The sequence below is a fragment of the Kitasatospora sp. NPDC088264 genome (genome assembly GCF_040685715.1).
Classification (GTDB): domain Bacteria; phylum Actinomycetota; class Actinomycetes; order Streptomycetales; family Streptomycetaceae; genus Kitasatospora.
Window position 1 is genome coordinate 47,611 of the sequence record NZ_JBFBIR010000041.1, and the last position, 25,943, is coordinate 73,553.

The following is a 25,943-nucleotide window of genomic DNA, read 5'->3' on the forward strand; positions in this document are numbered from 1 at the left end:
GTCACGCCATGATCGAAACGATCGAACTCGACTACGACGACTCCGGGTTCCGCCGCAACGGGGCCCCGCACCGGATCGTCGCCGGCGCCCTGCACTACTTCCGCGTCCACCCCGAGCTCTGGGACGACCGGCTGTGCCGCCTGCGCGCCCTCGGCGTCAACACCGTGGACACCTACATCCCCTGGAACTTCCACGAACTTCCCACCGGTGAGATCGACTTCACCGGCTGGCGGGACGTGGCCCGGTTCGTCCGGCTGGCCCAGCAGCACGGACTGGACGTCATCCTGCGGCCCGGCCCCTACATCTGCGCCGAATGGGAGTTCGGCGGCCTGCCCGCCCGGCTGCTCGCCGTCGACGGCCTGCGCCTGCGCCTGCGCTGCGCCGACCCCGCCTTCCTGGCCGCCGTGGACGGCTGGTTCGACGCCCTCGTGCCCGAGCTGGTGCCGCTGCTGGCGAGCCGCGGCGGCCCCGTCGTGGCCGTCCAGGTCGAGAACGAGTACGGCAGCTACGGCACCGACGCCGGCTACCTCGCCCACCTGCGCGACGGCCTCCTCGCGCGCGGCGTGGACTGCCTGCTGTTCACCGCCGACGGCGCCGAGGACTTCATGCAGCAGGGCGGCGCGATCCCCGGCCTGCTCGCCACCGCGACCTTCGGCTCCCGCGCCCCCGAGCGCTTCGAGGTGCTGCGCCGCCAGCAGCCCAAGGGGCCGCTCGCCGCCATGGAGTTCTGGATCGGCTGGTTCGACCGCGTCGGCGGGCCCCACCACGTCCGCGACCCGGAGGAGACCGCCCGTTCCCTGGACGCACTCCTCGCCACCGGAGCCTCCGTCAACCTCTACATGGCCCACGGCGGCACCAACTTCGGCCTCTGGTCCGGCGCCAACCACACCGGCACCAGCCCCGACACCCCGGGCTACGAGCCCACCACCACCAGCTACGACTACGACGCCCCCATCGGCGAGGCCGGCGAGCTCACCCCCAAGTTCCACGCCCTGCGCGACGTCATCGGCCGGTACCTCCCCCTGCCCGACGGCGAACTCCCCGCCGAGCCGCCCCGCCTGACCCCGCGCCGCATCGACCGCAGGACCGGCCGGGCCCGCCTGTTCGACTCCCTCGACGCGCTCGCCACCCCCCACCACCGGCCCGTCCCGGAACCCATGGAGAACCTCGGCCAGTCACTCGGCCTCATCCACTACCGCACCCGTGTCCCCGGCCCCCGCCCCACCCTGCCGCTGCGCGTCGACGGCCTCGGCGACCGCGCCCAGGTCTTCGCCGACGGCAACCCCCTCGGCACCCTCGACCGCAACGACCCCGGCGCCACCCTCCCGCTGGCCACCACGCCGGCCGGCGCCACCCTGGACATCCTGGTCGAGGCGCTCGGCCGCACCAACTACGGCCCCCAACTCGACGACCGCAAGGGCATCCGGCGCGGCGTCTCGCACGAACGCCAGCGCCTCCACGACTGGGAGATCCGCCCGCTCCCCCTCACCGACCTGAGCGGCCTGGCCTTCGACCCGGCCACCACCGCCACCGACGGCGACCCGGCCTTCCACCGCTTCGAGACCGACCTCGACACCCCCGCCGACGCCTTCCTCGCCCTCCCCGGCTGGGGCCGCGGCCTGCTCTGGCTCAACGGCTTCCTCCTCGGCCGCTACACCGACGAGGGACCGCAGCGCACCCTCTACGCCCCCGCCCCGCTCTGGCGCCCGGGCACCAACACCCTCGTCCTCCTCGAACTCACCCGCCACGGCGAGGCCCTCGACCTCCGCGACCGACCCGACCTCGGCCCCGTCACGGACGCCCCCAGCTCAGAGTTCTGAAACCCCGCCTCACCGACATCGTGACCGCCCTGCTCACCGGCTACGCCGTCGCCTCGACGACCCGGCCGGTCGGGGACTGAGCGTTCCCGCGGTGGTCGGCTACCGGCGCCGGCCCCAGCAGGTGATCAACGGGGCGGTGGTCACGTCCAGTTCGGTGTCGCGGAGGTCGGCCAGGTGCCGGTCCAGGTCGGCGGCGGTGAGGCCGGGGCCGACCAACTGGTCGCGGAGCTGACGGACCGTCGCCGCCTCCAGCTCCCGGCAGGCCGGGGAGGTGACGGGGAAGTACGCCTCGGCGGCGACGTCCGTCAGGCCCGCCTCGCGGAGCAGCCGGGGCAGGGTGCGGCCGAAGGCGAGGTCGGCGCCGCGCTCGGCGAGCCGGGCCCGGAACGCCCGGCGCACCCGGTTCGCCAGCTCCTGGTCCGGTCCGTGCTCGTCCGGGCAGGCGAGCGGTTGCAGGGCCGGGTCCGCGTCCTCCACCACCAGCCAGCCCCCGGGCCGGACCGCCGACGCCAGCCGTCGCAGCACCTCGGCCCGGTCCGGCAGGTGCACCAGCACCAGGCGGACGTGCACCAGGTCGAACAGCTCGTCGGGCAACGGGTCGCGGGTGACGTCGTGCCGGCGGACCTCGACGCGGTCGGCGGGCAGTCCGGTCAGCCAGCTGGTGTCGAGGTCGCTGGCCAGGACCCGGCCGGTCGGCCCCACCCGCTCGGCCAGCGCCAGCGGGATCCCCGGGCCGCCCGCACCCACCTCCCAGCAGTGGTGCCCGTCGGCCGGGCCCAGCCGGTCCAGGTGCTCCAGCGTCCACGGGTCGAACAGCTCGGCGATGCCCTCGAACCGTCGACCCGCCTCCCGCTGCCGGTTGTCCAGCAGGTAGCCGCGCTCGTCGCCCATGCTCCGCGCCTCTCGGATCGCCCTTGCCCGTCGCCCCGCCCGTCGCTCGACGCGGCCGACCGCGATGGTAGGCGATCGGCGCCGGGTGCGCGAAGGCACCCCGAGGAACGCACCCTCGCGTCTCCCGCCCCGGGCTGCGGCGTCCCGGGACGGGGAGGGACGGCGAAGCCATGGTGGACCGGGCCTCCGCGCTCCTAGCGTGGCGGCCGACCGGTCCGACCGGTGCGGACCGCGGACCGCCCGCGGACCCGCCCGGACCCGCCCGCCAGCCCGCCAGCCCGCCAGCCCGCCAAGGAACAGGTGGCCCCGTTCATGTACCCCGACTTCACCCCGCCCCGCCCCGGTCGCCGCTCCTTCCTGACCGGCGCCCTCGCGGTCGGCGGCGGTGCCCTGCTCGCGTCCGCCCTGCCCGCCGGGGTGGCACGAGCCGCCGACGGGCCGACGGTCGCCGACACGGCCGCGTGGGGCGCCCGGCCCTCCAGCATCCCCGTCAACGTCCTGGCCGGGGTGCCGGACAAGGTGATCGTGCACCACACCGCGACCCCCAACGTGACGGACTACTCGCAGGCGGCCGCGTTCTCGCTGGCCCGGTCGATGCAGACGTACCAGATGGACAGCGAGGGCTGGATCGACACCGGGCAGCACTTCACCATCAGCCGCGGCGCGTACGTCCTGGAGGGCCGCCACAACAGCCTGTCCACGCTGCGCGGCGGCGCCCAGCACGTCGAGTCCGCCCACTGCACGGCGCAGAACACGGTGGCGATCGGCATCGAGAACGAGGGCACCTACACCACCGTCGACCCGCGCGGCGAGCAGTACGCGGCGCTGGTCGACCTGATCACCTACATCTGCCGCCAGTACGGGCTGCGGGCCTACCAGATCTACGGGCACCGGGACTTCAACAACACCGAGTGCCCCGGTGACCGCCTGTACGCGCTGATCCCGCAGCTGCGCCGCGACGTCGCGGCCCGCATCGGAGGAGACCCGACCGGGCCCGTGTGGCCGGTGCTCACCAGCGGGGCCTCGGGCGAGACGGTGCGGACCCTCCAGTACCTGCTGGTGCAGCACGGCGCGAGCCTGACCGTCGACGGGGCGTACGGGCCCGCCACGCAGAGCGCCGTCACGGCCTTCCAGAACCTCACGCACGCCGCCGCGGACGGCATCGCGGGCAACCAGACGTGGAGCCAGGCGGTCGCGCCCCTCGCCGACGGCGCCTCGGGCGGCGCGGTGCTGGCCGTGCAGAACCAGTTGGTCGCGCACGGCATCCAGGTGGGCGTGGACGGCGCGTTCGGCCCCGGCACCCGGTCCGCGGTGACGGCCTTCCAGACCTCGGCCGGACTGCCCGCCGACGGGGTGGTGGACGCCCGCACCTGGAGCCGGCTGGTCGCCTGACCCCGTGCCCGCCGGCCCTGGCCCGGATCACCCGACGCCCCCACGGATCCGTTGCGTCCGCGGGGGCGTCGTCGTGGTCAGCCCAAGGTCCTGTCCGGCCGGGACGGCCGGCGGCCGGTGACGGCCAGCACCAGGCCCGCCGCCAGCACCAGCACGAGGGCGATCAGCGGCCGCAGCAGGGCCGTCCGACAGCGGTGGGTCCCCGTCGGCCCGGGTGCCGGCGGCACGGCGGTGTCCGGCGGTGCGCCGACCGGTGCGCCCGCGGCGCGGCAGCCGTCCGCCCGGCGCCACAGGTCGAGCAGCCGGTCGGTGTCGCCGGCGCAGACGGAGGCGATGCTCTCCACGGCGTCGCGCGGCGGGAACTGCTTGCCGTTCACCCACCGCTCCCAGGAGGACTTCGCGTAGTGGGTGCGTTCGCTGAGCCGGGCGTACGTCAGGCCCGACTCGGACTTCAGCGACCGGAGCTCCCTGGCGAGTTCGTCGGCAGGGGCTGGAGACGTGGTGTACGACGCGTGGTGGCGGTCCATGTGGCTTCTCCCCCGTTGCTCTGTGCTGTGACCGTGCCCGGGCCGGGAGCCTGCCGGCGTGCCGGCCAAGGCGCGGCCCACTCTGCGGGATTCTCCGCCGGTCTTCGAGCGTCTTCGGCGGTTCTGAGACGGTCCGAGGTCGTCCCACGGCCCGGAGCTGCACCTTGGGACGCCGGGGCGGAGGCATCGTGAGACGGTGTCCGGGACGCGGGCCCCGGGTGGGCGCGCCGCAGGGCGCGGCGCCCGGGGAAGCGGGCGGTGGCCGAGGGAAGTCGACCGATTAGACTGATCATCCGAAAGTGGATCAGTTTGCATCCTCCACCGACCCGCCCGAGGTACCCGCGATGAGCCAGTCCTGGAAGCCGCTCCCTGACGATCTTTCGGAACCCGCTCGGCGTCTGGCCGAGGAGCTGCGCGCGGTCAAGGACGCGCACCAGATCTCACTGGCCGAACTCGGGAAGAGGACCTACCTCAGCAAGGCCTCCTGGGAGCGCTGGCTGAACGGGAAGCGCCTGATCACCCCGCAGGCCCTGGCCGGCCTGATCGCCACGGTCGAGTGCGACGCCGATCTACTCACCTCCCTGCTGCGGAAGGCCGAGGCCGCGCGCGACGCGGACGAGGCGCTCTTCCCCGAGGCTGCGCCCGCGCCGGCCGAAGCCCCCGCGCCCGCGCCCGCGCCCGCAGCGCCGGCCGAGGCCCCCGAGCCCCAGCCCGTACCCGCGCCCGCACCGCCCGCCGAGGTGCCCGAGCCGGCGGCCGAAGCGCCCGACGCCGCCCCCGCCTCACCGCGGCCCGCCCCGTGGCGGCGGCCGGCGGCCGGCGTGGGAGCCGCCGTCGCCGCCGTGCTCATCCTGTTCGCGGCCCTGTACCTGCGCGGCCCGCACGGCGGCAACGGCACGGCATCGGCGGCGACGCTCCCGCCGAAGACGGCGGCGACGACGGCGACCGCCGGGTCGGCGCCGCTCTGCGAGGGCGTCGGCTGCGCCGGCAAGGACCCCCAGGACATGCGGTGCGACGTCGACCAGCGCACCCTGCTGACCGGCAACGTGGGCGAGGTGGTCCTCTACGTCCACTACAGCCCGCGCTGCCGGGCCGCCTGGTCGGGGATCACCGACGGCTCCCCCGGGGACAGCGCCACCATCACCACCAACCACGGCTCGCAGGAGACCGCCCTGATCCACTGGGGCTACGACAACTACTCCGTGATGGTCGACGCGAGCCCCGGCGACACCACCTTGCAGGTGTGCGGCCACCAGAAGGAGGGCGACAGCTGCACCGGCGTCGTCACCGACCTCGCCGCCCGCGCGAGCGCCCTCCCCGGCCCCCCGCCTCCGGCCGCCGCTCCCACGCCCACACCGACACCCACGCCCACGTCCACGCTCTGAGGAGCCGCCACCATCGCGGCGAAACTCACTGGCGGCTCGGGCCCGCACGAACGAGCATGGCCCGCATGAGCGACCAACCCGAGCGATGGACCCAGGCGACCGTCTACCCCGACATGTGGGCCGACCCGGACGACGACCCCCGCAACAGCGAGGGAGTCAGCCCGGACGGCGAACTCCCGACTCTGAACGACTTCCTGACGAACTACCGCCACACCCTACGGATGAAGTGCGAGGGCCTGGACCCGGAGCAGCTGGCCCGCCGCTCCGTCCCGCCGTCGACGATGTCACTGCTCGGCCTCGTCCGGCACCTCGCCGAAGTGGAACGGGACTGGCGCGGCTGGATCAGCGACGGTGATCCGCTGCCGAAGCTCTACGGCCGGCGGGACGCGGACTTCGACGGAGCCGTCGCCGAGCAGGCCGAGGTCGACGCGGCCTTCGCCGACCTCGCCCGCGAACAGGCCGCCACCGACGCCGCCCTGGCCGCACACCCCGATCTGGGCGTGCGGCTGGGGAAGAACGGCATCGCGGTGCGAGAGCTGCTGGTGCACAGGATCGACGAGTACGCCCGTCACTGCGGGCACGCCGACCTGTTGCGCGAGTGCCTCGACGGGCGGGTCGGCCAGTGAGGCCCGTCCCGGTGCGCTGACCTCGGCGGGCGGCCCCGTCAGGCGGCGCCTCGCTGGAAGGCGGCGCCCCGCCGGAACACCGCCGACAGGCTCGCTCCCCCGGTGCCCGCCACCGCGCAGCGCAGCGCCAGCGGCCCGGAGTCCGAGAGCACCGTGATGCCGGTGCCGCCGCTCGCGAGCCGGTAGCCGTCCCGCGCCAGCGTCAGCTGGACGGTGGCCGCCTTCCGGGTGGGGTCGGCGACGGCGACGGAGAGGTCGCCGCCGTTCTCGCGAAGCAGGACGGAGCAGGGGGCGGAGACGGTCAGCGGGCCGACCGTGCCGGGGGCGAAGAAGTTGGCGAGGGTGAGTCCGAGTCCGGGCACGCTGATCGCCTGGGCGTCGGCCGTGTTGGCGAGCACGGTGGCCGTCGGGGCCGCCGCGCAGGCCGCCGCCTGGTCCGGGCCGGCCCCGGGCATCAGCACGTAGTGGTACGTCCCGTCGACGGGGTCGGTGCCGTGGTCGAGGCCGATCGACAGGTAGGTCCGGGTGATCGGGTCGGGCGCCCCGCCCCGGTTGATGTCGACCCACGCCCCGGTCCGCCGTTCGCGGGCGAGGTCGAGGGTGGCGCCGTCGGGGAACACCCAGGCGCCCGACCCGGCCAGCGCCGCCCAGCGGACGCCGTCGGCCCTCCGGCTCCAGCCGGGGTCGGCGGGCTGGCGGACGCCGTCCAGCACGAACTCCCGATCTTCGCGGGCCCCGAGGTTGCGGTGGTCGACGGTCGTGCGGACGGCGACGCCGTCGGTGCAGCCGATGCCCGCGCCGAGGCAGACGATCGAATCGTCCAGGCAGAACCAGGACTTGCGCCCGACCAGGGCGGAGCCGAGGCCCCGGACGTCCTGGCCGACCACCGACCAGTCGCCGTCGCTCGCCCCGCCCGCCCAGGCGGTCGCCGGGCGGGCCTGGCCCCAGTCGCCGCCGGCCCCGTCGGCCAGCGGGCGCGTCGACACGGTGGTGCCGGGCAGCCGGTAGGGGTCGGCGGTGGGCCAGAAGGAGTCGCTGTACTGCTCGTCGCCCTGCTCGCCGCCGTACCAGTAGAGCATTCCGCTGCCGCTGTGCCAGGCCCGCAGGTTCTCGCCGTTCCCGCACTCGTAGAAGGCGGTCCGGGACGAGGACAGGCTGAGCTGCGCGCTCCAGCCGGGCCGGCGGTGGACGGCCCGGTCCATGGTGAACACCCGGCTGCCCGTGCCCTCGTCCGCCGCCCGGGTGCCGGAGTCCGCCAGGAGGGCCTGTGCGCGGGCGAGTTCGGGGATGTCGGCGAGGACGTTGGACAGGTAGGGGAGCACCTGGTCGCGCTGGAGGGAGCCCTTCACGGCGGCGCGCCAGGCCGCCGCCTGGGCGGCCGGCACCGACCCGGAGTCGGCCAGCCGCAGGACGTCCCCGAGCAGGGCGTGGCCGCGCACGTGGTCGTCCAGGCGGGCCCGCCGCGCGTCGCCGGCCTGCACGCCCCGGCTGACGGCGCGGCCCGAAACCCCGTCCATCACCAGGCCGTTGAAGAGGAACGGCAGGAACCCCCGGTCCACGGCGGTGAAGACGTTCCGCAGCGCGGGATCGGTGACGGCCCAGGGCGTTCCGGCGAGCAGGCGCAGCAGCCGGCCCAGGCTGCCGAGCAGCACCTCGCCGTAGCTGCCGGTGTACGGCACCCAGGTGTGCTGGACGAAGCTGCCGTCGGCGTAGATCCCGTCGCCGGTGGTCACGTAGCGGAACACCGGTGACAGCCCCCGCTGCGCGGCGGCGACCGGGGCCGCCGAGCGGCCGATGACACCGCGCAGCGCGAGCACCCGGCACAGGTCCACCCGGTTGGCGCCGGTGCTGGTCCCGGTGTACTTGTCGACCACCGAGGACGGGACGAAGTGGTCCACGGCCGCACCGCACGCGGCCGCCCGTTCGGCCGTCAGGAGGTCGCCGAGCAGCACGCACACGTCCAGCAGCGCCTGGGGGGCGCCGATCTGCCAGTCCCACCAGTTCCCGTACGACGTGGTGGTGGCGGTGTAGGCGCGCTGGAGCACCCAGTCCAGGCCGGTCGCGACGGCGGCGCCGAGGCCGGGATCGCCCGTCGAGCCGGTGGCCGGCCGGGTGAGGGCCAGGGCCATGAGCCGAAGCCGCCCGACCGTCGACGTGACGGCGGCGGAGGCCGAGCCGACCGGCAGGTCGGGCCAGAGCGACCCGGGCTGCGGGCTCAACGCGGCCTGGTGGCCCCGCGCCTGGTCGCCCAGCGCGGTGAGAGCGCGGGCGAACGGCGGCGCGGCCGGGTCGTACCCGGTTCCGGTCAGCTGCTCGGACCAGGCCGCGCGCATCGCGTCGTAGCCGTCGGCGGCCCGGGCCTCGGTGGGCCCGCCGAGCCACCACGCGGCCGCCGCGGCGGTGGCGGCGGCGCTGGTCCTGAGCAGTCCGCGCCTGCTCAGGACCGGTATCGCCGCCAGGTCACCGGTCTCCGTCCACGAGCTGTCCATCGGGCCGTCCTTCCTCGCGAACTCCCTTGTCTGACCGGAGAGTAAGCGCTTTCTATCGCGAGGACAACGCTTCCGGCACGGGCCCGTGACCGGAGGGCCGGCTATCCGACCGGCCCCGTCGACCCGCGGGGCACCAGTTCGGTGGCGAGGACGGCCCGCTGCGGCTCGGGGCCGGGGCGGTGCAGCGCGAGGCGCAGCGCCGTGCGGCCGAGGTCGAGGTGCGGGATGCGCACGGTGGTCAGGCCGGGCCTGAGGTCCTCGGCCCCGGGCAGGTCGTTGAAGCCGACCACCGAGACCTGTCCGGGCACGGCGATCCCGTGCTCCCGCAGGACCGTCAGCACGACGGCCGCCACGTCGTCGTCGTGCGCGAAGACCGCCGAGAAGTCCGGCGGCCCCTGGGCCAGGCGGCGGCGCAGCCAGGCCCGCGCCCCGTCCCGGGTGTGGCACCCCTCCACCGTCAGTTCGGCCGGGCGGCGCAGGCCGTGGGCCGCCAGCGCGGCCTCGTACCCGGCGAGGCGCTCCCGGGTGGTGGTGGTCGCAGCCGGTCCGCCGAGGAAGAGGATCCGCCGGTGGCCCAGCGCCAGCAGGTGGTCGACGGCCGCCCGCGCGCCGCCCGCGTTGTCGTAGTGCACGGCCGTCAGCGGCAGTTCCTCCCCCGGGGCCGGCCGGCCGCAGAGCACCAGCCGGGAGCCGGCCGCGTCCAGGATGCGCGCCAGCCGGGCGATCCGGGAGCGGTACCCCGGGCTGTCCTCCACCCCGCCCACCAGCACGACGGCCTCCACGTCGCGCGCCCGCATCTCCTCGACCAGCGTCAGTTCGCGGTCGGGGTCGTCGTCGGTCGCCGCCACCAGGCAGAGGCAGCCCTCGTCCACCGCCTGCCGCTCCACGCCGTGGGCGACCCGGTTGTGGAAGGGCGCCGCGAGGTTGCCCAGCAGGATCGCCACCGTCCGGGACCGCCGGCCGGCCAGCGCCCGCGCCTGCGCGTTGACGACGTAGTCGAGGTCGCGCACCGCGCGCAGCACCCGCTCCCGGGTGGCCCCGGCCACCGGGTAGTCGCCCGCCAGCACGCGCGACACCGTCGCCATCGACACGCCCGCCAGCGCCGCCACGTCGTTCACCGTGGGCCTGCCCCGCCGGGCTCTCCCCCCGTCGCTCACCGCTGCCCCCCCGGTCCCGACCAGCTCCACGCCCGGCCTCCACGGCGGGCCGTGCCCCGAGGATACGGGCGGACGCCCTTCCCGCCTCCGCAGACCTCCGAAGACCTCCGGAGACCTCCGCCGACTGCTCGCCGGCCGTCCCGCGTCCGGCGGGCTCAGGAACCGTCGTCAGATGTCGGACGTCACTCCCCCTGCAAGCCGTTCGCGCAGGTCGCGGGCGAGTGGGAGCCGGAAGGGACGGGTGGGGAACGGTGACGCAGGTGACCGAGGTGACCGAGGTGACCGAGGTGGCGGACGGGGCCGTGGCCGGTGTGGACGGAGCTGCGCCGCAGGGGCGGCGGGCGTTCGCGGTGGCCGGGTTCGCGTCGGGGCGGGGCGGGCGGGCGCGGGAACGGGGGAAGGCGCTGCGCGGGCGCATCCCCCGGGAACGGCACGCGGAGTTCTCTCCCGGGCCCGAGCGGCCGACGGCCGTCGAGGCGATCGAGGCGTCCAACGCGGGCCGGATCGCCGCGTTGGTGCCGATCCGGGTGGGGCGGATGGCCGCCACGCCGTTCGCGTTCCTGCGCGGTTCGGCCGGACTGATGGCCGCCGACCTGGCGGGCACCCCGGACACCGGGGTCGGCGCCCAGCTGTGCGGGGACGCGCACGCCGCCAACTTCGGGCTGTACGGGGACGCCCGCGGGCAACTGGTGATGGACATCAACGACTTCGACGAGACCGTGCCCGGCCCGTGGGAGTGGGACCTCAAGCGGCTGGCCGCGAGCCTGGTGCTGGCCGGCCGCGAGACCGGGGCCGACGAGACCACCGCCCGGGAGGCCGCCCAGCACGCGGCCGGCTCCTACCGCCGGACGATGCGCACGCTCGCCAAGCTGCCCGCGCTGGACGCCTGGAACGCCGTCGCGGACGAGCAGTTGGTCTCCTTCACCGAGGCGCACGACCTGGCCGAGGTGCTGCGCAAGGTCGGCGCGAAGGCGCTGGGCAACACCAGCGCCAGGTTCGCCGCCCGCAGCACCGCCCGTACGGCGGACGGCGGACGGCGGTTCACGGCCGCTCCGCCGGTGCTCACCGAGGTGACCGACGCGACCGCGCGGGCCGTCGCGCAGTCGCTCGGCCCGTACGTGGCGACGGTGCCCGCCGAGGTGCGCACCCTGCTGTCCCGCTACCGGGTGCAGGACGTGGCGTTCCGGGTGGTGGGCACCGGCAGCGTCGGCACCCGCTCGTACGTGGTGCTGCTCACCGACCACCGGGACCAGCCGCTGGTGCTCCAGGTGAAGGAGGCCCGCCCGTCCGTGCTGCTGCCGTACCTGGAGCGCGCGGGCCACCCGGTGGCCGGCCAGGACGGCCACGAGGGCCGCCGGGTGGTGCTCGGGCAGAAGCACATGCAGGTGGTCAGCGACACCCTGCTGGGCTGGACGACGGTGGACGGACTCCCCTACCAGGTCCGGCAGTTCCGCAACCGCAAGGGCAGCGTCGACCCGGCCGCGCTGCTGCCGGGCCAACTGGACGACTACGCCCGGATCACCGGCGCACTGCTGGCCCGGGCGCACGCGCACACCGCCGACCCCGGCCTGCTGGCCGGCTACTGCGGCAGGAGCGAGGCGCTGGACGAGGCGGTCGCCGCCTTCGCCGTCGCGTACGCGGACCGCACCGAGGCCGACCACGCCGACCTGGTCGCGGCGGTGCGGGCCGGCCGTCTGCCGGCCGAGTTCGGCGTCTGACCGGGGGCACCGGGCCCGAACGGGGCCCGCGCGTCAGGACGCCCGGGTCAGGACGCCCGGGTCAGGACGCCCGGGTCAGGACGCCCGGGTCAGGACGCCCGCATCAGGACGCCCGCATCAGGACGCCCGCATCAGGCGGACAGGAACGGCGCCACCGCGGCAACGAACTCGACGGGCCGGGCACTGTGCACGAGGTGCCCGGCCTCGATGGTGACCATCCGGCAGTCCGGGATCAGCCGGTCGAGCTCGGCGAGCCGCTCCTGCGGGACGTGGCTCGCCGAGCCACCCGCGACCACCAGGGTGCGGGCGGTGATCCCGGCCATCCCCGCCAGCCAGGCCGGGTCGGGGGTGTCGACCTGCGCCTTGACGGCCTTCACCACGGCCCAGTCGAAGTGCACCGGCTCCTCCGGCGCGTCCGGCACCGCGCCGGCCGGGCGCGGGTGCGGTGCCGGGATGTCCTCCAGGACCAGACGGCCGATCCGCTCCGGCCGGGCCTGGGCGACCAGGTAGCCGACCACGCCGCCCATCGAGTGGCCCACCAGGTCGACCCGCGCCAGGCCGAGCGCGTCGAGGAAGGCGAGCACGTCGTCGCGCATCTCCTCCAGGCCGTACCGGGCGGTGCGGCCGCTGTCGCCGTGGCCGCGCAGGTCGAGCGCGTACACGCGGTGCCTGGGGGCGAGCTCTGGCAGGACGACGTCCCAGTCCGTGGCGCGCTCCCCGAGGGCGTGCAGCAGCACCAGCGCCGGGCCGTCCGGCGGGCCGCTCTCGCGGTAGGCGAGCGCCACCTCGGGCAGGTCCACGATCCGGTTCTCGGTCATGCCCGCCACCGTACGTGCGGGCCTGCGCTAACGGACCGCTGTTCGCCCACGGCTCACCGCGACGGGCTCGCCGGTCGCCTCCCGGGCCGCCCGCCGGCCGGCGAACACCGACGCCAGGACGGCGAGGGCGGCGACCGCCGCGCACACCACGCTGGTGGCCAGGTAGGCGGAGCGGTGGTCGCCGCCCCCGGCGGTCTGCCGCAGGTAGACGCCGGACAGCGCCGAGACCGCGACCGCCGCCGCGATCCGCTGGGCCATCTGCAGGATGGCCCCGCTCACCCCGGCCGCCTCGGCGGGCGCGTGGCGCAGCACGTACGCCTGGTTGGTGGCGCCCATCACGCCGATCGAGGCGCCGCCGAACAGTTGCAGCAGCGCCAGCAGCCAGGGCAGGACGGCCGCGGGCGCCCAGTGCGCGACGAGTCCGCTCGCCAGCATGACCAGGGCGGAGCCGGTCATGCCCGCGGTGATGGTGCGCCGCCCGAAGCGCTGCACCACCCGCCAGGCCAGCGCGGAGGCGACGCCCATGGCCACCGCCGAGGGCAGCGCAACGAGTGCGGCGCCCATCGGGGAGAGCCCGAGGCCGTCCTGGAGGAACATGGTGAGCACCAGTCCGGCGGCGAGCGAGGAGCCGAACTGGGCCATCGCGGTCGCGGTGCCGAGCGCGTACGGCGCGGAGCGGGTGAGTGCCGGGTGGATCAGCGGGTGGCCGCCGGAGCGGGCGTAGCGGCGCTGCCACCAGGCGAGGGCCCCGAGCAGCAGGACGGCGACGGCGGCGAAGGCCAGCCAGCCGGTCCAGCCCGGCGGTTGGACGAACGGCAGCATCAGGGCGAGGGTGAGCGCGGCGACCAGCAGCAGGCCGACCAGGTCGAGGTCGGCGTGCCGGGCACTCGGGCGCGGCCTGGGCAGGTGACGCACCGCCAGCGCGACGGTGGCCAGGCCGAACGGCACGTTGAGCAGGAAGGTCAGCCGCCAGCCGTGCTCGGGGCCGGCCGCCGCCAGGACCGCGCCGCCGATCGGCGGGCCGAGCGCGAAGGCCAGCCCGCCCGTGACGGCGTACATGCCGAGGGCGCGGGCCCGTAGTTGGCCGTCGAACACGTCCTGGAGGGTGCCGATCATCTGCGAGTTGACCAGTCCGGCGCCCACGCCCTGGAGCAGCCGGGCGGCGATCAGCACCTCGGGCGCGGTGGCGGTCGCCGAGACCAGGCTGACCAGGGTGAACAGGGTGAGGCCGGTGACGAAGAACCACTTGCGGCCCCTGACGTCGCCCAGCCGCCCGCCGGGGATCAGTGCCAGGCCGAAGGCGAGCGAGTAGCCGGCCACGATCCACTGGAGGTGGGCGGGTTGGGCGTGCAGGCTCTCGCGCAGGGCCGGGATGGAGGTGTTGAGGACGGACTGGTCGAGCAGTGTGGTGAAGCCGCCGGCGACGCAGACCAGCAGGACGCGGCGCCCGGCGGCGTCGAAGCGCTCGCGGGGCCCGGCGGCTATCCGGGTCTTCGGGCGCCTCACGGTTCCACCACCACCAGGGCGTACCGGGCGTCGTCCGGGCCGGGGGCGCGGAAGCGGCTGGTCCCGGAGACGTAGCGCAGGCAGTCGCCGGGGCCGAGCAGGTGCCGCTCGCCGTCGACGGTGAGCTCCAACACCCCCTCGAACACCCACAGGTGGTGTTCCAGGTCCGCCAGGCAGGGGCGGTCGTAGGCGATGTCGGCGCCGGCGGGCAGCCGGCCCTCGACGATCTCGGCGCGCAGCGAGCCGTGCGGCGGGGAGACGGAGCGGCGGACGAAGCCGGTGGTCTCGTCCCGCCAGATCCGCTGGTCCGCGGCCCGCACCAGCCGGGCCGGCGCCGACTCGACCTCGGCGAGCAGCCGGGACATGGTCCGCCCGTAGACGGCGCAGAGCCGCCCGAGCAGCGCGGCGGTCGGGCTGACCTCGGCCCGTTCGACGCGCGACAGCGTCGAACGGCTGACGTCCGCCAGCCGGGCCAGTTCCTCCAGCGTCCAGCCCCGTTCCAGCCTCAATTCGGCGAGCCGGTTGGCGAGCCGCTCGTCGGCGGCCGTCTCGATTCCCATATTCGCGATGCTATCCCGGATATGAGATCACTCCCAGGGGCGCGGGCCGCCGTGGCCGGGGCGTGGAGAAGGGCGGGAGGCGTGGACTCGGCCGGGACGGCGCGCCGCGTTCGGGTGCGCGCCCCTGCGCTCCTCGCGCCCTCTCCCTTCCTCCGGCTCCTCCGCCGCCTCGACTCTTCCGCCCCCTCGGCCCGGGAGGGGAGGTGATCATATGATGTGCGGCGGATCAGGGCTGGTCAGCGGCCCACCGGCGAGGGGGAACCATGTTCGGCATCATCAGACCGTGCAAGCACCGGCTGTCCGAACGGCTTCAGGCGTCGTGGCTGGCGCACCTGTGCGGGCTCTGCCTCGCGCTGCGCGACGACCACGGCCAACTCGCCCGCACCGCCACCAACTACGACGGCCTGATCATCTCGGTCCTGGTCGAGGCCCAGGCCGCCCGCGAGGACACCTCCTGGCGGCGCACCGCCGGGCCCTGCCCGCTGCGCGGCATGCGCACCGCCTCCGTCGCCCGGGGCGAGGGCGCCCGGCTCGCCGCCGCCGTCTCGCTCGCCCTCGCCTCGGTCAAGATCCGCGACCACGTCGAGGACCGTGACGGCGTGTTCGGCCGCCGCCCGGTCGCCGTCGGGGCCCGCGCGGTCACCCGGCGGTGGGACCGGCAGAGCGCCGGCAGCGCCTCGACGGTCGGCTTCGACACCGGCGTACTCCTCGAAGCCGCCTCCCGGCAGGGCGAGTTGGAGCGGTCGCTGCCGCCCGGCGGCTCAGTCCTGCTGGTCACCGAGCCCACCGAGACCGCCACCTCGGCCGCGTTCGCGCACACCGCCGTCCTCGCCGGGCGCCCCGGCAACGCCGCCCCGCTCGCCGAGGCCGGCCGGCTCTTCGGCCGGCTCGCCCACCTCCTCGACGCCGCCGAGGACCAGGCCGCCGACGCCGCCGGCGGCGCCTGGAACCCGCTGACCGCCACCGGCACCGGGCGCGCCGAAGCCGAACGCCTGTGCCGCGACGCCGTCCACGGCATCCGGCTCGCGCTGCGCGAGGTCGAACTGACCGACCGGGCCCTGGTGCACCTGCTGCTCGCGCACGAGACCGAGCGGGCCGTCGAGCGGGTCTTCGGCCCGGCCGCCCACGCAGCCGCCTGCCAGACCCGGAACGCCGGACCCGCCGCCGACGGGTCGGCGCACGCGGCGACCGGCGGGCACCCGCACGCCGCCGGGGAGCACCCGCACGACGCGCCGCCGCGCCAGGCGCCGCCCGGGCAGACTCCCGGTCAGGATCCCGGCCGGACCCCGCTCCCGCCGTGGGTGCCCCAGGGCCCCGGCTTCACCCCGATCGGCGCCAAGCCGCCGCGACCGCGCAACCTGCTGGCCGGGTGCGCCGTGTGGGCGCTGATGGCCTGCACCTGCCAGTTGCTCTGCTGCGAGCACAACGACCCGTTCAACCGGGAGCGCCGGGAGGGCTGGTGCCAGCGGCACGACTGCGACTGCGCCGACTGCTGCGACCCTTGCAATTGCTGCAACGGTTGCGATGGCTGCGACGGCTGTGGCTGTTGTGATGGTTGTGACTGCTGCGACTGCAGCTGCTGACGTGCCGTACCGTCAGCCGTCCGGATTCCACCGCGCCGCCGGCGGCAGCGGCGGCATCTGCGACACCGCCACCTGATCGACCGCCACCGGCCCGGAGCGCCCCCGCGGCACCCCGGGCCGGTCAGCCGGCCCGTACGCCTCACCGCGCCGCCAGAGCGGCAGCACCACCACCGGGCGCCGCTCCGACCCGTCAGGCATCGGACCCGGCCGCCGCCCGTCGCCTCGCCCGGTCAGCCGTCCGATCCGCCGCCAGCGAGTTCTCCAACCGTGCCAGCAACTCCCGGAACCGCTCGGTGTCCTGCTCCGTCATCCGCCCCTCGGGCGCCGCCCCCGGCCACTCGGCCGTCATCTCGTTCATGGGTCCGACGTTACGCCCCGACGATCAACAGGCGATAAATGCGGAACGCACGCCTACGGGTGCGGCGGTGAACGGAGCCGGTCCTCTTGGCGCGCGCGGGGGTTGGTGGTTCACTTCCCATGTTAGGCAACTTTCCTAACATGACATCAGCGCTCGACCGCCTCCCCCGCGAGAGGAACACCTCCCCATGGGACGTAGCAGCACCAGGACACTGATCGCCGCGGCGGCACTCGCCGCCCTGCTCCCGCTCGCCTCCGCACCGGCCGGGGCCACCGCACCCGTCGCACCCGCCCCGCACAGCCCGCGGGCCGCCTTCCAGCACCCCGGCGTGCTGGTCGGCGACCAGCAACTCGGCTTCCTCAAGGACAAGCTGGCGGCCGGGGCCGAACCCTGGACGTCCGCCTTCGCCGGCCTCCGGTCGAGCAAGTACGCCTCGCTGGACTGGCGGCCCCGGCCGCGCGCCACCGTCGAGTGCGGGTCCAGCTCCCACCCCGACAACGGCTGTTCGGACGAGCGCGACGACGCGATGGCCGCCTACGCCCACGCCCTGCAGTGGGTGCTCACCCGCGACCAGCGGTACGCCGACAAGGCGATCGAGATCATGGACGCCTGGTCGGCCGTGATCCAGGAGCACACCAACAGCAACGCCCCGCTGCAGACCGGCTGGTCGGGCAACAACTGGTCCCGGGCCGCCGAGTTGATCCGCCACTCCGGGGCGGGCTGGCCGGCCGCCTCGGTCGACCGCTTCGCCACCATGCTGCGCACCGTCTACGTGCCGCTGCTGTCGCCCGGCAGCCCGCGCAAGAACGGCAACTGGGAGCTGATCGAGACCGACGCCCTGATGGGCATCGCGGTCTTCCTCGACGACCGCGGCCTGTTCGACCAGGCCGCCGGCATGTGGCGCAAGCGCCTGCCCGCCTACGTCTACCTGTCCTCCGACGGCGATCTGCCGGTGCCGCCGCCCAAGGCCGGGATCGAGGGCGAGGCCGCGCTGGTGAAGTACTGGTCCGGCCAGTCGACCTTCGTGGACGGGCTCTCGCAGGAGACCTGCCGCGACTTCGGGCACACCGGCTGGGGCCTGGAGGCCGCCGCCCAGACCGCCGAGACCGCCCGGCTCCAGGGCCTCGACCTGTGGGGCGAGGGGCGTGAACGGCTGGTCAAGGCCCTGGAGTTCCACACCGCCTACGACAACGGCGCGAACGTGCCGGACTGGCTCTGCGACGGCTCGGCGAAGACCGGCCTCGGCCCGGCCGTCCAGCTCGCGTACAACGAGTACCACCTGCGCGAGGGCGTGGCGATGCCGCAGACCGAGCAGTACGTGGCCGCGCACAGCCCGTTCGGGGCCAACTACTTCATCGGCTGGGAGACCCTGACCCACACCAGCGCGCCCTGACGGCGCGGGCGGCAAGCGGCGGTTCCGGGAGTGCACCCGCCCGGAGCCGCCGTCGCGGCTGCTCCCTTCCCGGGAGCGTCCGTTCCGGGAACGGGCCTTCCGGTAACAGGTGGTCCCGGAACGGGCGTTCCCGGGAACGCCCGTTCCGCGCGTGACTCACCCCTCGGGGAACAGGCCCTCCAGGACGGCGGCCACCCCGTCCTCGTCGTTGCTGCCGATGACGTGGTCCACCGCGGCCAGCACCTCCGGGTGGGCGTTGGCGACGCCGTACGAGGTGCCCGCCCAGGCCATCATCGGCAGGTCGTTGGGCATGTCGCCGAACGCGACCGCCTGCTCGCGGGTGATCCCGCGCCGCCGCGCCAGGTCGCCGAGCGCGGCGGCCTTGCTGACGCCCTTCGCGACGGCCTCGACCAGCCGCTCGCCGTTCGCGTGGTAGACCGTCACCAGCTCGCCGAGCACCGGACGGGCCAGCGCCAGCAGCTCGTCCGCGGACAGCTCCGGGTGACGGCCGATCAGCTTGGGCGCCGGGCGGCCGAACAGCCGTGTGTCGTCGAGGCGTTGCACCGCGGTGTCGGCGTCCCAGGCGCCCGCCTCGTAGTGCGCGTCCCCGGCCAGCTCCTGGGCGTACTCGACGGCCAGCCCGATCCCCGGCACGGCCTCGCGCAGCCGCCGGGCGCTCTCGCCGAGCACGTCGACCGGGATCGGGTTCTCCGCGATCACCGTGCGGGTGCGCATGTCGTAGCCGAAGGCGCCGTTGGAGCAGATCGCCACGCCCCGATGGCCGAAGGCGGCCGCGATCTCGCCCATCAGGCGCGGCGGGCGGCCGGTGACCAGGACGACGAGCCCGCCGGCCCGTTCGACCCGGGCGAGGGCGGCGACGGTACGGGCCGAGACGGTGCGGTCGCCGCGCACGATCGTCCCGTCGAGGTCGGTGGCCACCAGGCGCGGCGGCCGTATCGGGGTGACGGTGGGTGGGGTGGTGCTCGGGAGGCTCATGGGTCGGTGCTCCGTGCTGGTCGGGGTTTCGGTGGGGCGGCCGGGCGCGGGGACGTGTCCAGTACGCGCGCGTACGGCGCAGGCGGTGCGCACGCGGCGGGCACGCGGTGTGTGCGTGCGCGCGGGGCACCCGGGTCGGCGGTGCAGGGAGCTCGCGGGCCGGGCCCGGCGGTGGCCGGGCAGTCGGTCGCCAGACGCTCGGACGGTATCACCGGGGTGGCCCGATCGGCGACGACCGAGTACCGCCTCCGAGACCGAAGTAATTTTATTAGGAAACTTTCCTTACCTTATAGACCGTCACCGACCGCAGACCGTACTCTGCTGCCGCGAGCTCGCGCTCTTGCCCCCACAGCGCCCGGTCGGCCGGCGCGCCACCCCCCACTGCCTCCGGCGGCACCGCCCCGGAGATCGGAGCACACCCATGCGAGTTTCCCGAACCCGACGCCTCGCCGCCGCCACCGCGGCAGCCGCCCTGGTCGCCGGTGCGGCCTGGGCCGCCACCTCCGCCTCGGCGTCCGCCGCCCCCGCCCGGGCGACCGCCGCGGCCGTGCAGCGGGCGTCCGCAGGCGGCCTGACCCCCGATCAGCACCGCCGGGCCGACCAGCTGATCAGCATCTTCGAGAACAGCACCACCGAACTCCAGTACGGCTACGCCGAGAACATCAACGACGGCCGCGGCGTCACCGCCGGCCGCGCCGGCTTCACCACCAACGACGGCGACGCGCTCAAGGTCGTCCGCGCCTACACCGCCGTCTCCCCCGACAACCCGCTCGCCCGCTTCATCCCCGAGCTGGAGCGCCTGGCCGCCGCCGGCAGCGGCGACACCAGCGGCCTGCCCGAGAGCGACTACGTCGCCGCCTGGAAGCAGGCCGCCCAGGACGCCACCTTCCGGCAGGTCCAGGACGACCAGGTCGACCAGCGCTACTTCACCCCCGCCATGAACCAGGCCGACCAGCTCGGCCTCACCACCGCCCTCGCCCGCGCCGAGCTGTACGACGCCTCCATCCAGCACGGCAACGGCAGCGAGTACGACGCCCTGCCCGCCCTCATCAGCCGCACCAACGCCAAGGTCGGCTCGCCGTCCGGCGCCGGCGAGAGCACCTGGCTGAACGCCTTCTTCGACGTCCGCATCGACGACCTCACCAACCCCGCCAACTCCTCCACCGCCGCCGAATGGAGCAAGTCCGTCGACCGGGTCGAGTGCCTGCGCCGGATCGCCGCCACCGGCAACTACAACCTGGACGGCCCGCTCAGCGTCACCGCCTTCGGCTCCGGCTACACCATCAGCTGACCCACCCGCACCCGTCGAGCCCGGGGTCCGGTGTGTGGGACCGGACCCCGGCCCGGCGAAGCCCGCCCCCGGACTCCCCGACCCCGGCGGAGCGCGGCCGCGCCGGGCGATCCGACCGCCGGTGGCGGCAGGGAGCCGGGACTCCCCGCCGCCACCGGCGGTCCGCGCTTCCACTCCTCCACTCCGCCGATCCGCTCACCGCCCGTCCTCTCACCGTCCGTCCTCGTTCGTCGGCTGACGGGTGCCCTACGATCGACCGAATGAGCACAGCAGGACGGACTACGGCCACGGACGGGGCGCCGCAGCCCGTCACCCTCGCTCCACTGTCAGGGCCTGGACAACAGCCGTGGAACCGGCAGCGGCTCCGGAGCAACAACGAGTGGCTCCTGCTGGAGCGGCTGCGCCGGCACGGCCCGCTCTCCCGGGCCCAACTCGCCCGCGACACCGGGCTGTCCAAGCCCACCGTCTCCACCGCGCTGGCCACCCTCGAACTCGCCGGACTCGCCCGCGAGGCCGGCCGGTTCGCCCCCGAGCGCGGCCGCACCGCCGTCCTGTACGAGACCGACCCGGCCGCCGGGCACGTCCTCGGGCTCGACATCGGCCGGGCCCGGCTGCGGGTCGCCGTCGCCGACCTGTCCGGGTGCGTCGTCGCCCGCCGCGACCTGCCCAACCGCGGCCGCTCGGCCAACGCCGTCGCCGACGCCGTCGTCGCGGCCGCCCGCGAGGCCATCGCCGAGGCGGGCCTGCCCGGCACCGCCGTGGCCCACACCGTGGCCGGCACGCCCGGGGTCTGGGACGAGCGCAGACGCAGCGTCAGACTCGCCGCCAGCCTGCCCGGCTGGGGCCGCCCCGGCCTGTTCGACCGAATAGCCGACGGCCTGGGCACCACCGTCACCGTCGCCAACGACGCCAACCTCGCCGCCGTCGGCGAGTACACCTACGGCGCGGGCGCGGGCAGCCGGCTCTTCGTCTACCTGCTGGTCGGCACCGGACTCGGCCTGGGCGTGGTCAAGGACGGCGAACTGCTGACGGGGGCGCACGGCGCGGCCGGCGAACTCGGACTGCTGCGCCTGCCGGGCTGCACCTCCACCACCAACACCAACACCGGCACCACCCTGGAGGAGACCGTCTCCGCCGACGCCGTGGTGCGCACCGCCCTCGACCTAGGGATGCGGCGGCCGCTCACCGCCGAGAAGGTGTTCACCCGGGCCCGGCTCGGCGAGCCCGCCGCGGTCGAGGCCGTCCGGCAGGAAGTGGACCACCTGGGCTACGTCCTCGCCGTCGTCGCCGCGCTGCTCGACCCGGACGTGATCGTCCTCGGCGGCGGCATCGGGCGCAGCGCCGACCTGCTGCTGCGCCCACTGGAGCAGGCCCTGTACGAACGCTCCCCGCTGCGGCCCCGGCTGGAGCCGAGCCGGCTCGGCCAGGACGCCGTCCTGCTGGGCGCCGTCGCCACCGCCCTGGAGGCGGCCCGCCCCGAGGTCTTCGAGCGGCGCACGGCCCCCGTCCCGGGCTGACGGCCCCCCGGTCCGTCAGGTGCGGGCGGACAGGGCGGCGTCCAGCAGTACGCGGGCGGCTGCCTTGGCATCGGCGGCGGCGCTCGGGTCGCCGTGCACGGCGGCGGTGGTCATGGCCCCCTCGGCGAGCAGCGCCAGCTGGGCGGCGGTGGCGGGCGGGGCGCCGGCGGCCTCGGCCAGGCAGACGAGGTAGGCGTTGAACTCCTCCTTGTGCTGCCGGGCGGTCGCCGCGACCGCCGGTGAGACGGCGCCCAGCTCGCCGAAGGAGTTGACGAACGCGCAGCCCCGGAAGCCGGGTTCGGCGAACCAGCGACCGAGCCAGTCGAAGACGGCGAGCAGCTGGTCGCGCGGCGGCGTGGCGGCGCCGGCCACGTAGGCGGCGAGGTTCGCCCGCCAGCGCCCGTCCCGGCGCCGTAGGTACGCCTCGACCAGGTCGTCCTTGGACGGGAACTGCTGGTAGAGCCGGCGCATCGTCAGGCCGGAGGCCGCCCGGACGGCGTCCATGCCGACCGCCTGGATGCCCTGCCCGTAGAACAGCTCCTCGGCCGCGTCGAGGATCAGGCCTCGCGGGTCGTGCTGGTCCATCTGCCGTGCCCTTTGCGTGAGAACGATGGTTCTCCTAGGGTAGCCGCTACGGTGAGAACGACCGTTCTCGCCGTCGGCTCCGCCGCACCCGAGGAGACCCCGTGACCGAACAGCGCCCTCCCCTGCCCCCGTTCACCCCGGAGACCGCCCGACGGAAGGTCCGCGCCGCCGAGGACGCCTGGAACACCCGCGACCCCCACCGCGTCGCCCTCGCCTACACGCCCGACAGCCGGTGGCGCAACCGCACCGAGTTCCTCACCGGACGCGAGCAGATCGCCGACTTCCTCACCCGCAAGTGGCACCGCGAACTCGACTACCGCCTCGTCAAGGAGCTGTGGGCGCACGACGGCGACCGCATCGCCGTCCGGTTCGCCTACGAGTGGCACGACGACTCCGGCCAGTGGTACCGCTCCTACGGCAACGAGAACTGGGAGTTCGACCGCGACGGTCTGATGGCACACCGCCACGCCGCCATCAACGACCTGTCGATCACCGCCGCCGAACGTCTCTTCCACTGGCCGCTCGGCCGGCGCCCCGACGACCACCCCGGCCTCACCGCCCTCGGACTCTGACCCGGCATCAGGCTCCGCTCCCGGCAGGGCGGCCGGGTCGGCTGTTGTTCCACGACCGTGACACGGCTCGCACCGGCCGCTGAACTCCCCCTGGGATGCTCCTCCTCGAACGCGAACAGCACCCGAGGGGGACCTGGAAATGTCCGTGCGCAACAGATTCGGCACCACCGCCGCGCTCGCCGTGATGACCACCGTCGGCGCCGTCCTGCTCTCCGCCTGCGGCCCCGACAACGCCGGCTCGGACCCGACCGCCGCCCCCGGCAGCGCGGCGCCCGGCGCCACCGCTCCGGGGACCCCGGCCCCGGGCGGCTCCACCCACCCGAGCACCCCCACGCCGAGCACCCCCACGCCGGGTACCCCCACGCCGGGTGCCAAGGAGGTCAACGGCACCAGCGCCGCCAACCACCTGACCATCAGCACCGGCACCCGGGCCGTCGCGATGAACGGCACCACCGTCGACTTCGGCACCGTCGTCCGCGACCTCGCCTGGTCCCCCGACGGCAGGAGGGCGGCCTTCATCGACGGGAACGGCGACCTCGTCGTCGCCGACCCCGACGGCGGCGCGAAGGCCACCCTCGCCACGGCCCCCGGCGGCGAGACCTGGTCCCACCCCACCTGGCAGCACGCCGCGCAGGGCCCCAGCGACCTCCCCGAATCCGCCGAACGCTTCGACACCATCGTCTTCGCCGCCGCCAAGGGCGGCGTCCTGCGCCTGGAGAAGATCCCCACCAAGGCCGTCGGCGGCACCCCCGAGGTGCTCACCCCGCACACCTCCCTGGACGGCAACGCGAACATGCCGCAGCCGCCGCAGACCGGCAACACCTGGGCCGACGCCGGCGGCCGGCACGGCGAGATCGTCTACGCCAACACCCCCGCCGACGAGGTCTACCTCTACGACGACTACATCCGCCCCGCCACCCGCGACCTGGGCCAGGGCTCCCAGCCGGCCCTCTCCCCCGACGGCGAGCACGTCGTCTTCGTCCGCTCCGTCGACGGGCACGACCACCTGTTCACCCGCTCCAGCCGGATCGACCAGAAGGACGAGAAGGACCTCACCCCCGCCGCCGCCACCGACTACACCGAACCCGCGTGGTCCCCCGACGGCCGGACCATCGCGGCCCGCACCCCCGACGGCGTCAGCACCCTCCCCGCCGACGGCTCCGCCGCCCCGGCCCAGGTCTCCACCGTCAAGGGCCTCCCCGCCTACCGGCCGTGAGCCCCCGGGATCGGGCAGCGTGATCGACGGACGTGGCCCGTTGAACCCGGGCGGCCCGATCATCCGTCCTTCACAAGGGGCTTGAGAAATCGCCCGCACGGGTTCGGGCCGGCGCACCGCGGGCGTCAGGCCTACGCAAGGGATGCGTATGGATCGAGACAAAATGGCACTGATCGGCTGACCGGAATGCCATATTTTGTCCCGCCCATCACAGAACTCGCAAGGAGAGCACGTGCGTTCGACGAAGAAGCTGTCGGCCCTGGCCGCAGGCATGAGTGCCGTGGCCGTCCTGGGTCTGGCGGGGCCCGCGATGGCCGACGGCTCGTACGACCCGGCCCAGGAGAACTGCAACGCCGCCAACGCGGTGACTCCCGGCTCGACCAGCCTGGTGTGGTGCATCCAGGCGGCGCAGCACACCTCGGAGGTCAAGAACCGGGCCCGCGGCGAGTTCGTCCAGGACACGCTCGACATGCTGATCAAGGCGACCGGCGGCAGCTACAACATCATGGTCTTCAACATCAAGGGCGACAACGCCTTCGGAGACCCCTGGTACGTCCACAACTACGAGCAGAGCTTCCAGAACGTCGCCTTCACGTACGACGTCGACTACCACGACAAGACCTCGCGCGAGGACCAGACCTACCGGATCTGGGTCTTCTCCGGCGGCGGCAGCTTCGCCAACGGCTTCGACGGCGGCTGGGGCAACTGGGGGTTCTACGGCCTCTTCAACCGGACCACCCGCGAGCACACCTGGACGTACCCGAGGGGCACGGGCAGCGCCGGCCAGCGCTACAACCACACCGACGGCGTCGTGAACTTCTCCCCGATGGCGTTCCCCGGCGTGCCGAGGGACCCGGGCACTCCCGCGCCGGGCGGGCTGCCGGCCACCCAGATCGTCCCCGCGATGCCACAGGACCCCGGCACGCCGTACGACCCCGGGGTGCCCGCCACGCCGGCCAGGCCTCCGCACACCGGCAAGCCCGGTGAGCCGGCCGAGCCCGGCACCAAGCCCGGCACCGGCACCCCCACCGGCTCCGGCCGGCCCGCGCTCAACACACCCGTGCACCTGCGGACCGTCAACAACCTCGGCGCCGTTGCCACCGGCTCCGGCGAGGGCGCCTCGGTGATCGCCGGGAAGCCGGGCGACGCGGGCGGCACCTGGACGTTCCGCGACGCGGGCGGCGGCCGCTACCGGATCACCAACGCACTCGGGCGGGACCTCACCGAGAACACCGGCACCTACTTCGCCAACACCAAGGGGTGGAAGGGCTCTTCGGAGCAGAAGTGGGAGGTGAAGAACGTCTCGGGCGACCGGTACGTGATCCGGATCAGCGACCAGGACTGCCTGACCTACCACGAGGACGACAAGGAGCTCGGGGTGTGGACCTGCGACGGCTCCGCCGAGCAGCAGTGGACCATCACCCGCTAGCCATGGCGCCGTCCCGCCCGCCGCACGCCACGTCCCCGAGACGCCCTTGACGTCGGCCTGGCCGCCCAGGATGCCCTCGGTACCGACCTCCCGCGCCACCCGGGTCACCTCACC

Annotated in this window: 22 protein-coding genes; 12 read left to right on the top strand and 10 right to left on the bottom strand. The window is 74.8% G+C overall.

Annotated elements, in window-relative coordinates; all coding sequences use genetic code 11:
• The first annotated feature begins 8 nt into the window (after window positions 1–8).
• Window positions 9–1,820: a beta-galactosidase gene (locus AB0O82_RS26705; RefSeq protein ID WP_363586475.1), complete on the top strand. Its 1,812-nt coding sequence runs from the start codon at window positions 9–11 to the stop codon at window positions 1,818–1,820.
• A gap of 99 nt (window positions 1,821–1,919) precedes the next feature.
• On the opposite strand, the gene AB0O82_RS26710 is transcribed toward AB0O82_RS26705, so the two are convergent.
• Window positions 1,920–2,711: a methyltransferase domain-containing protein gene (locus AB0O82_RS26710; protein WP_363586476.1), complete on the bottom strand. Its 792-nt coding sequence runs from the start codon at window positions 2,709–2,711 to the stop codon at window positions 1,920–1,922.
• A gap of 300 nt (window positions 2,712–3,011) precedes the next feature.
• On the opposite strand from AB0O82_RS26710, the gene AB0O82_RS26715 reads away from it, so the two are divergent.
• Entirely contained in the window at window positions 3,012–4,103 is a 1,092-nt protein-coding gene (locus AB0O82_RS26715) for an N-acetylmuramoyl-L-alanine amidase (protein ID WP_363586477.1), read from the top strand.
• Window positions 4,104–4,180: 77 nt separating this feature from the next.
• On the opposite strand, the gene AB0O82_RS26720 is transcribed toward AB0O82_RS26715, so the two are convergent.
• Complete coding sequence (locus AB0O82_RS26720) at window positions 4,181–4,630, bottom strand: helix-turn-helix transcriptional regulator (RefSeq protein ID WP_363586478.1); 450 nt, start codon at window positions 4,628–4,630, stop codon at window positions 4,181–4,183.
• 299 nt (window positions 4,631–4,929) lie between these two features.
• Between AB0O82_RS26720 and AB0O82_RS26725 the strand changes: the two genes are divergently transcribed.
• Window positions 4,930–6,015, top strand: coding sequence for a DUF2690 domain-containing protein (locus AB0O82_RS26725; protein WP_363586479.1), 1,086 nt, complete (start codon window positions 4,930–4,932; stop codon window positions 6,013–6,015).
• Between the two features lie 56 nt (window positions 6,016–6,071).
• Window positions 6,072–6,641: a DinB family protein gene (locus AB0O82_RS26730; RefSeq protein ID WP_363586480.1), complete on the top strand. Its 570-nt coding sequence runs from the start codon at window positions 6,072–6,074 to the stop codon at window positions 6,639–6,641.
• Between the two features lie 38 nt (window positions 6,642–6,679).
• On the opposite strand, the gene AB0O82_RS26735 is transcribed toward AB0O82_RS26730, so the two are convergent.
• Together AB0O82_RS26735 and AB0O82_RS26740 are read right to left on the bottom strand one after the other, a co-directional pair.
• Complete coding sequence (locus AB0O82_RS26735) at window positions 6,680–9,130, bottom strand: polysaccharide lyase 8 family protein (RefSeq protein WP_363586481.1); 2,451 nt, start codon at window positions 9,128–9,130, stop codon at window positions 6,680–6,682.
• Window positions 9,131–9,231: 101 nt separating this feature from the next.
• Window positions 9,232–10,248 (bottom strand): LacI family DNA-binding transcriptional regulator, encoded by a 1,017-nt coding sequence (locus tag AB0O82_RS26740; protein WP_363586482.1) that lies wholly within the window; start codon window positions 10,246–10,248, stop codon window positions 9,232–9,234.
• Between the two features lie 389 nt (window positions 10,249–10,637).
• Here AB0O82_RS26740 and AB0O82_RS26745 point away from each other — a divergent pair, with 389 nt between their 5' ends.
• Window positions 10,638–12,005: a DUF2252 domain-containing protein gene (locus tag AB0O82_RS26745; protein ID WP_363586498.1), complete on the top strand. Its 1,368-nt coding sequence runs from the start codon at window positions 10,638–10,640 to the stop codon at window positions 12,003–12,005.
• A gap of 131 nt (window positions 12,006–12,136) precedes the next feature.
• On the opposite strand, the gene AB0O82_RS26750 is transcribed toward AB0O82_RS26745, so the two are convergent.
• From AB0O82_RS26750 to AB0O82_RS26760, 3 genes are read right to left on the bottom strand one after another with little or no spacing between them, the layout of a single operon-like run.
• Window positions 12,137–12,823, bottom strand: coding sequence for an alpha/beta fold hydrolase (locus AB0O82_RS26750; RefSeq protein ID WP_363586483.1), 687 nt, complete (start codon window positions 12,821–12,823; stop codon window positions 12,137–12,139).
• 27 nt (window positions 12,824–12,850) lie between these two features.
• Window positions 12,851–14,329, bottom strand: a complete 1,479-nt coding sequence (locus AB0O82_RS26755) for an MFS transporter (protein ID WP_363586484.1) — start codon at window positions 14,327–14,329, stop codon at window positions 12,851–12,853.
• Complete coding sequence (locus AB0O82_RS26760; RefSeq protein WP_363586485.1) at window positions 14,326–14,889, bottom strand: XRE family transcriptional regulator; 564 nt, start codon at window positions 14,887–14,889, stop codon at window positions 14,326–14,328. Before AB0O82_RS26760 ends, AB0O82_RS26755 begins: the two co-directional genes overlap by 4 nt.
• Window positions 14,890–15,152: 263 nt before the next feature.
• Here AB0O82_RS26760 and AB0O82_RS26765 point away from each other — a divergent pair, with 263 nt between their 5' ends.
• A complete protein-coding gene (locus tag AB0O82_RS26765; protein WP_363586486.1) occupies window positions 15,153–16,472 on the top strand; it encodes a DUF5685 family protein in 1,320 nt (439 codons plus the stop codon).
• Between the two features lie 190 nt (window positions 16,473–16,662).
• Here AB0O82_RS26765 and AB0O82_RS26770 read toward each other — a convergent pair whose 3' ends face one another.
• On the bottom strand, window positions 16,663–16,830 hold the full coding sequence (locus AB0O82_RS26770; RefSeq protein WP_350879489.1) for a hypothetical protein: 168 nt from the start codon (window positions 16,828–16,830) through the stop codon (window positions 16,663–16,665).
• A 187-nt stretch (window positions 16,831–17,017) separates the two neighbouring features.
• Between AB0O82_RS26770 and AB0O82_RS26775 the strand changes: the two genes are divergently transcribed.
• Complete coding sequence (locus AB0O82_RS26775) at window positions 17,018–18,223, top strand: alginate lyase family protein (RefSeq protein WP_363586487.1); 1,206 nt, start codon at window positions 17,018–17,020, stop codon at window positions 18,221–18,223.
• A 156-nt stretch (window positions 18,224–18,379) separates the two neighbouring features.
• Here the strand turns inward: AB0O82_RS26775 and AB0O82_RS26780 are convergent, their stop codons facing one another.
• Window positions 18,380–19,219 carry an HAD-IIB family hydrolase gene (locus AB0O82_RS26780; RefSeq protein ID WP_363586488.1) on the bottom strand — a complete coding sequence of 280 codons (840 nt, stop codon included), beginning with the start codon at window positions 19,217–19,219 and terminating at the stop codon, window positions 18,380–18,382.
• A 421-nt stretch (window positions 19,220–19,640) separates the two neighbouring features.
• On the opposite strand from AB0O82_RS26780, the gene AB0O82_RS26785 reads away from it, so the two are divergent.
• Window positions 19,641–20,510, top strand: coding sequence for a chitosanase (locus tag AB0O82_RS26785; RefSeq protein WP_363586489.1), 870 nt, complete (start codon window positions 19,641–19,643; stop codon window positions 20,508–20,510).
• A 260-nt stretch (window positions 20,511–20,770) separates the two neighbouring features.
• Complete coding sequence (locus AB0O82_RS26790) at window positions 20,771–22,027, top strand: ROK family transcriptional regulator (RefSeq protein ID WP_363586490.1); 1,257 nt, start codon at window positions 20,771–20,773, stop codon at window positions 22,025–22,027.
• A 15-nt stretch (window positions 22,028–22,042) separates the two neighbouring features.
• On the opposite strand, the gene AB0O82_RS26795 is transcribed toward AB0O82_RS26790, so the two are convergent.
• A complete protein-coding gene (locus AB0O82_RS26795; protein WP_363586491.1) occupies window positions 22,043–22,612 on the bottom strand; it encodes a TetR/AcrR family transcriptional regulator in 570 nt (189 codons plus the stop codon).
• Between the two features lie 101 nt (window positions 22,613–22,713).
• On the opposite strand from AB0O82_RS26795, the gene AB0O82_RS26800 reads away from it, so the two are divergent.
• From AB0O82_RS26800 to AB0O82_RS26810, 3 genes are all read left to right on the top strand, one after another.
• Complete coding sequence (locus AB0O82_RS26800; RefSeq protein WP_363586492.1) at window positions 22,714–23,184, top strand: nuclear transport factor 2 family protein; 471 nt, start codon at window positions 22,714–22,716, stop codon at window positions 23,182–23,184.
• A gap of 139 nt (window positions 23,185–23,323) precedes the next feature.
• Window positions 23,324–24,400, top strand: a complete 1,077-nt coding sequence (locus AB0O82_RS26805; protein WP_363586493.1) for a hypothetical protein — start codon at window positions 23,324–23,326, stop codon at window positions 24,398–24,400.
• Window positions 24,401–24,632: 232 nt separating this feature from the next.
• Complete coding sequence (locus AB0O82_RS26810) at window positions 24,633–25,829, top strand: hypothetical protein (RefSeq protein WP_363586494.1); 1,197 nt, start codon at window positions 24,633–24,635, stop codon at window positions 25,827–25,829.
• Window positions 25,830–25,943 lie beyond the last annotated feature (114 nt).

Bases quoted from the DNA above. Each gene is read 5' to 3' on its own strand.
- AB0O82_RS26705 (WP_363586475.1), top strand. From the start codon at position 9: ATGATCGAAACGATCGAACTCGACTACGACGACTCCGGGTTCCGCCGC.
- AB0O82_RS26710 (WP_363586476.1), bottom strand. From the start codon at position 2,711: ATGGGCGACGAGCGCGGCTACCTGCTGGACAACCGGCAGCGGGAGGCG.
- AB0O82_RS26720 (WP_363586478.1), bottom strand. From the start codon at position 4,630: ATGGACCGCCACCACGCGTCGTACACCACGTCTCCAGCCCCTGCCGAC.
- AB0O82_RS26730 (WP_363586480.1), top strand. From the start codon at position 6,072: ATGGCCCGCATGAGCGACCAACCCGAGCGATGGACCCAGGCGACCGTC.
- AB0O82_RS26735 (WP_363586481.1), bottom strand. From the start codon at position 9,130: ATGGACAGCTCGTGGACGGAGACCGGTGACCTGGCGGCGATACCGGTC.
- AB0O82_RS26750 (WP_363586483.1), bottom strand. From the start codon at position 12,823: ATGACCGAGAACCGGATCGTGGACCTGCCCGAGGTGGCGCTCGCCTAC.
- AB0O82_RS26760 (WP_363586485.1), bottom strand. From the start codon at position 14,889: ATGGGAATCGAGACGGCCGCCGACGAGCGGCTCGCCAACCGGCTCGCC.
- AB0O82_RS26765 (WP_363586486.1), top strand. From the start codon at position 15,153: ATGTTCGGCATCATCAGACCGTGCAAGCACCGGCTGTCCGAACGGCTT.
- AB0O82_RS26770 (WP_350879489.1), bottom strand. From the start codon at position 16,830: ATGAACGAGATGACGGCCGAGTGGCCGGGGGCGGCGCCCGAGGGGCGG.
- AB0O82_RS26775 (WP_363586487.1), top strand. From the start codon at position 17,018: ATGGGACGTAGCAGCACCAGGACACTGATCGCCGCGGCGGCACTCGCC.
- AB0O82_RS26780 (WP_363586488.1), bottom strand. From the start codon at position 19,219: ATGAGCCTCCCGAGCACCACCCCACCCACCGTCACCCCGATACGGCCG.
- AB0O82_RS26785 (WP_363586489.1), top strand. From the start codon at position 19,641: ATGCGAGTTTCCCGAACCCGACGCCTCGCCGCCGCCACCGCGGCAGCC.
- AB0O82_RS26790 (WP_363586490.1), top strand. From the start codon at position 20,771: ATGAGCACAGCAGGACGGACTACGGCCACGGACGGGGCGCCGCAGCCC.
- AB0O82_RS26795 (WP_363586491.1), bottom strand. From the start codon at position 22,612: ATGGACCAGCACGACCCGCGAGGCCTGATCCTCGACGCGGCCGAGGAG.
- AB0O82_RS26805 (WP_363586493.1), top strand. From the start codon at position 23,324: ATGTCCGTGCGCAACAGATTCGGCACCACCGCCGCGCTCGCCGTGATG.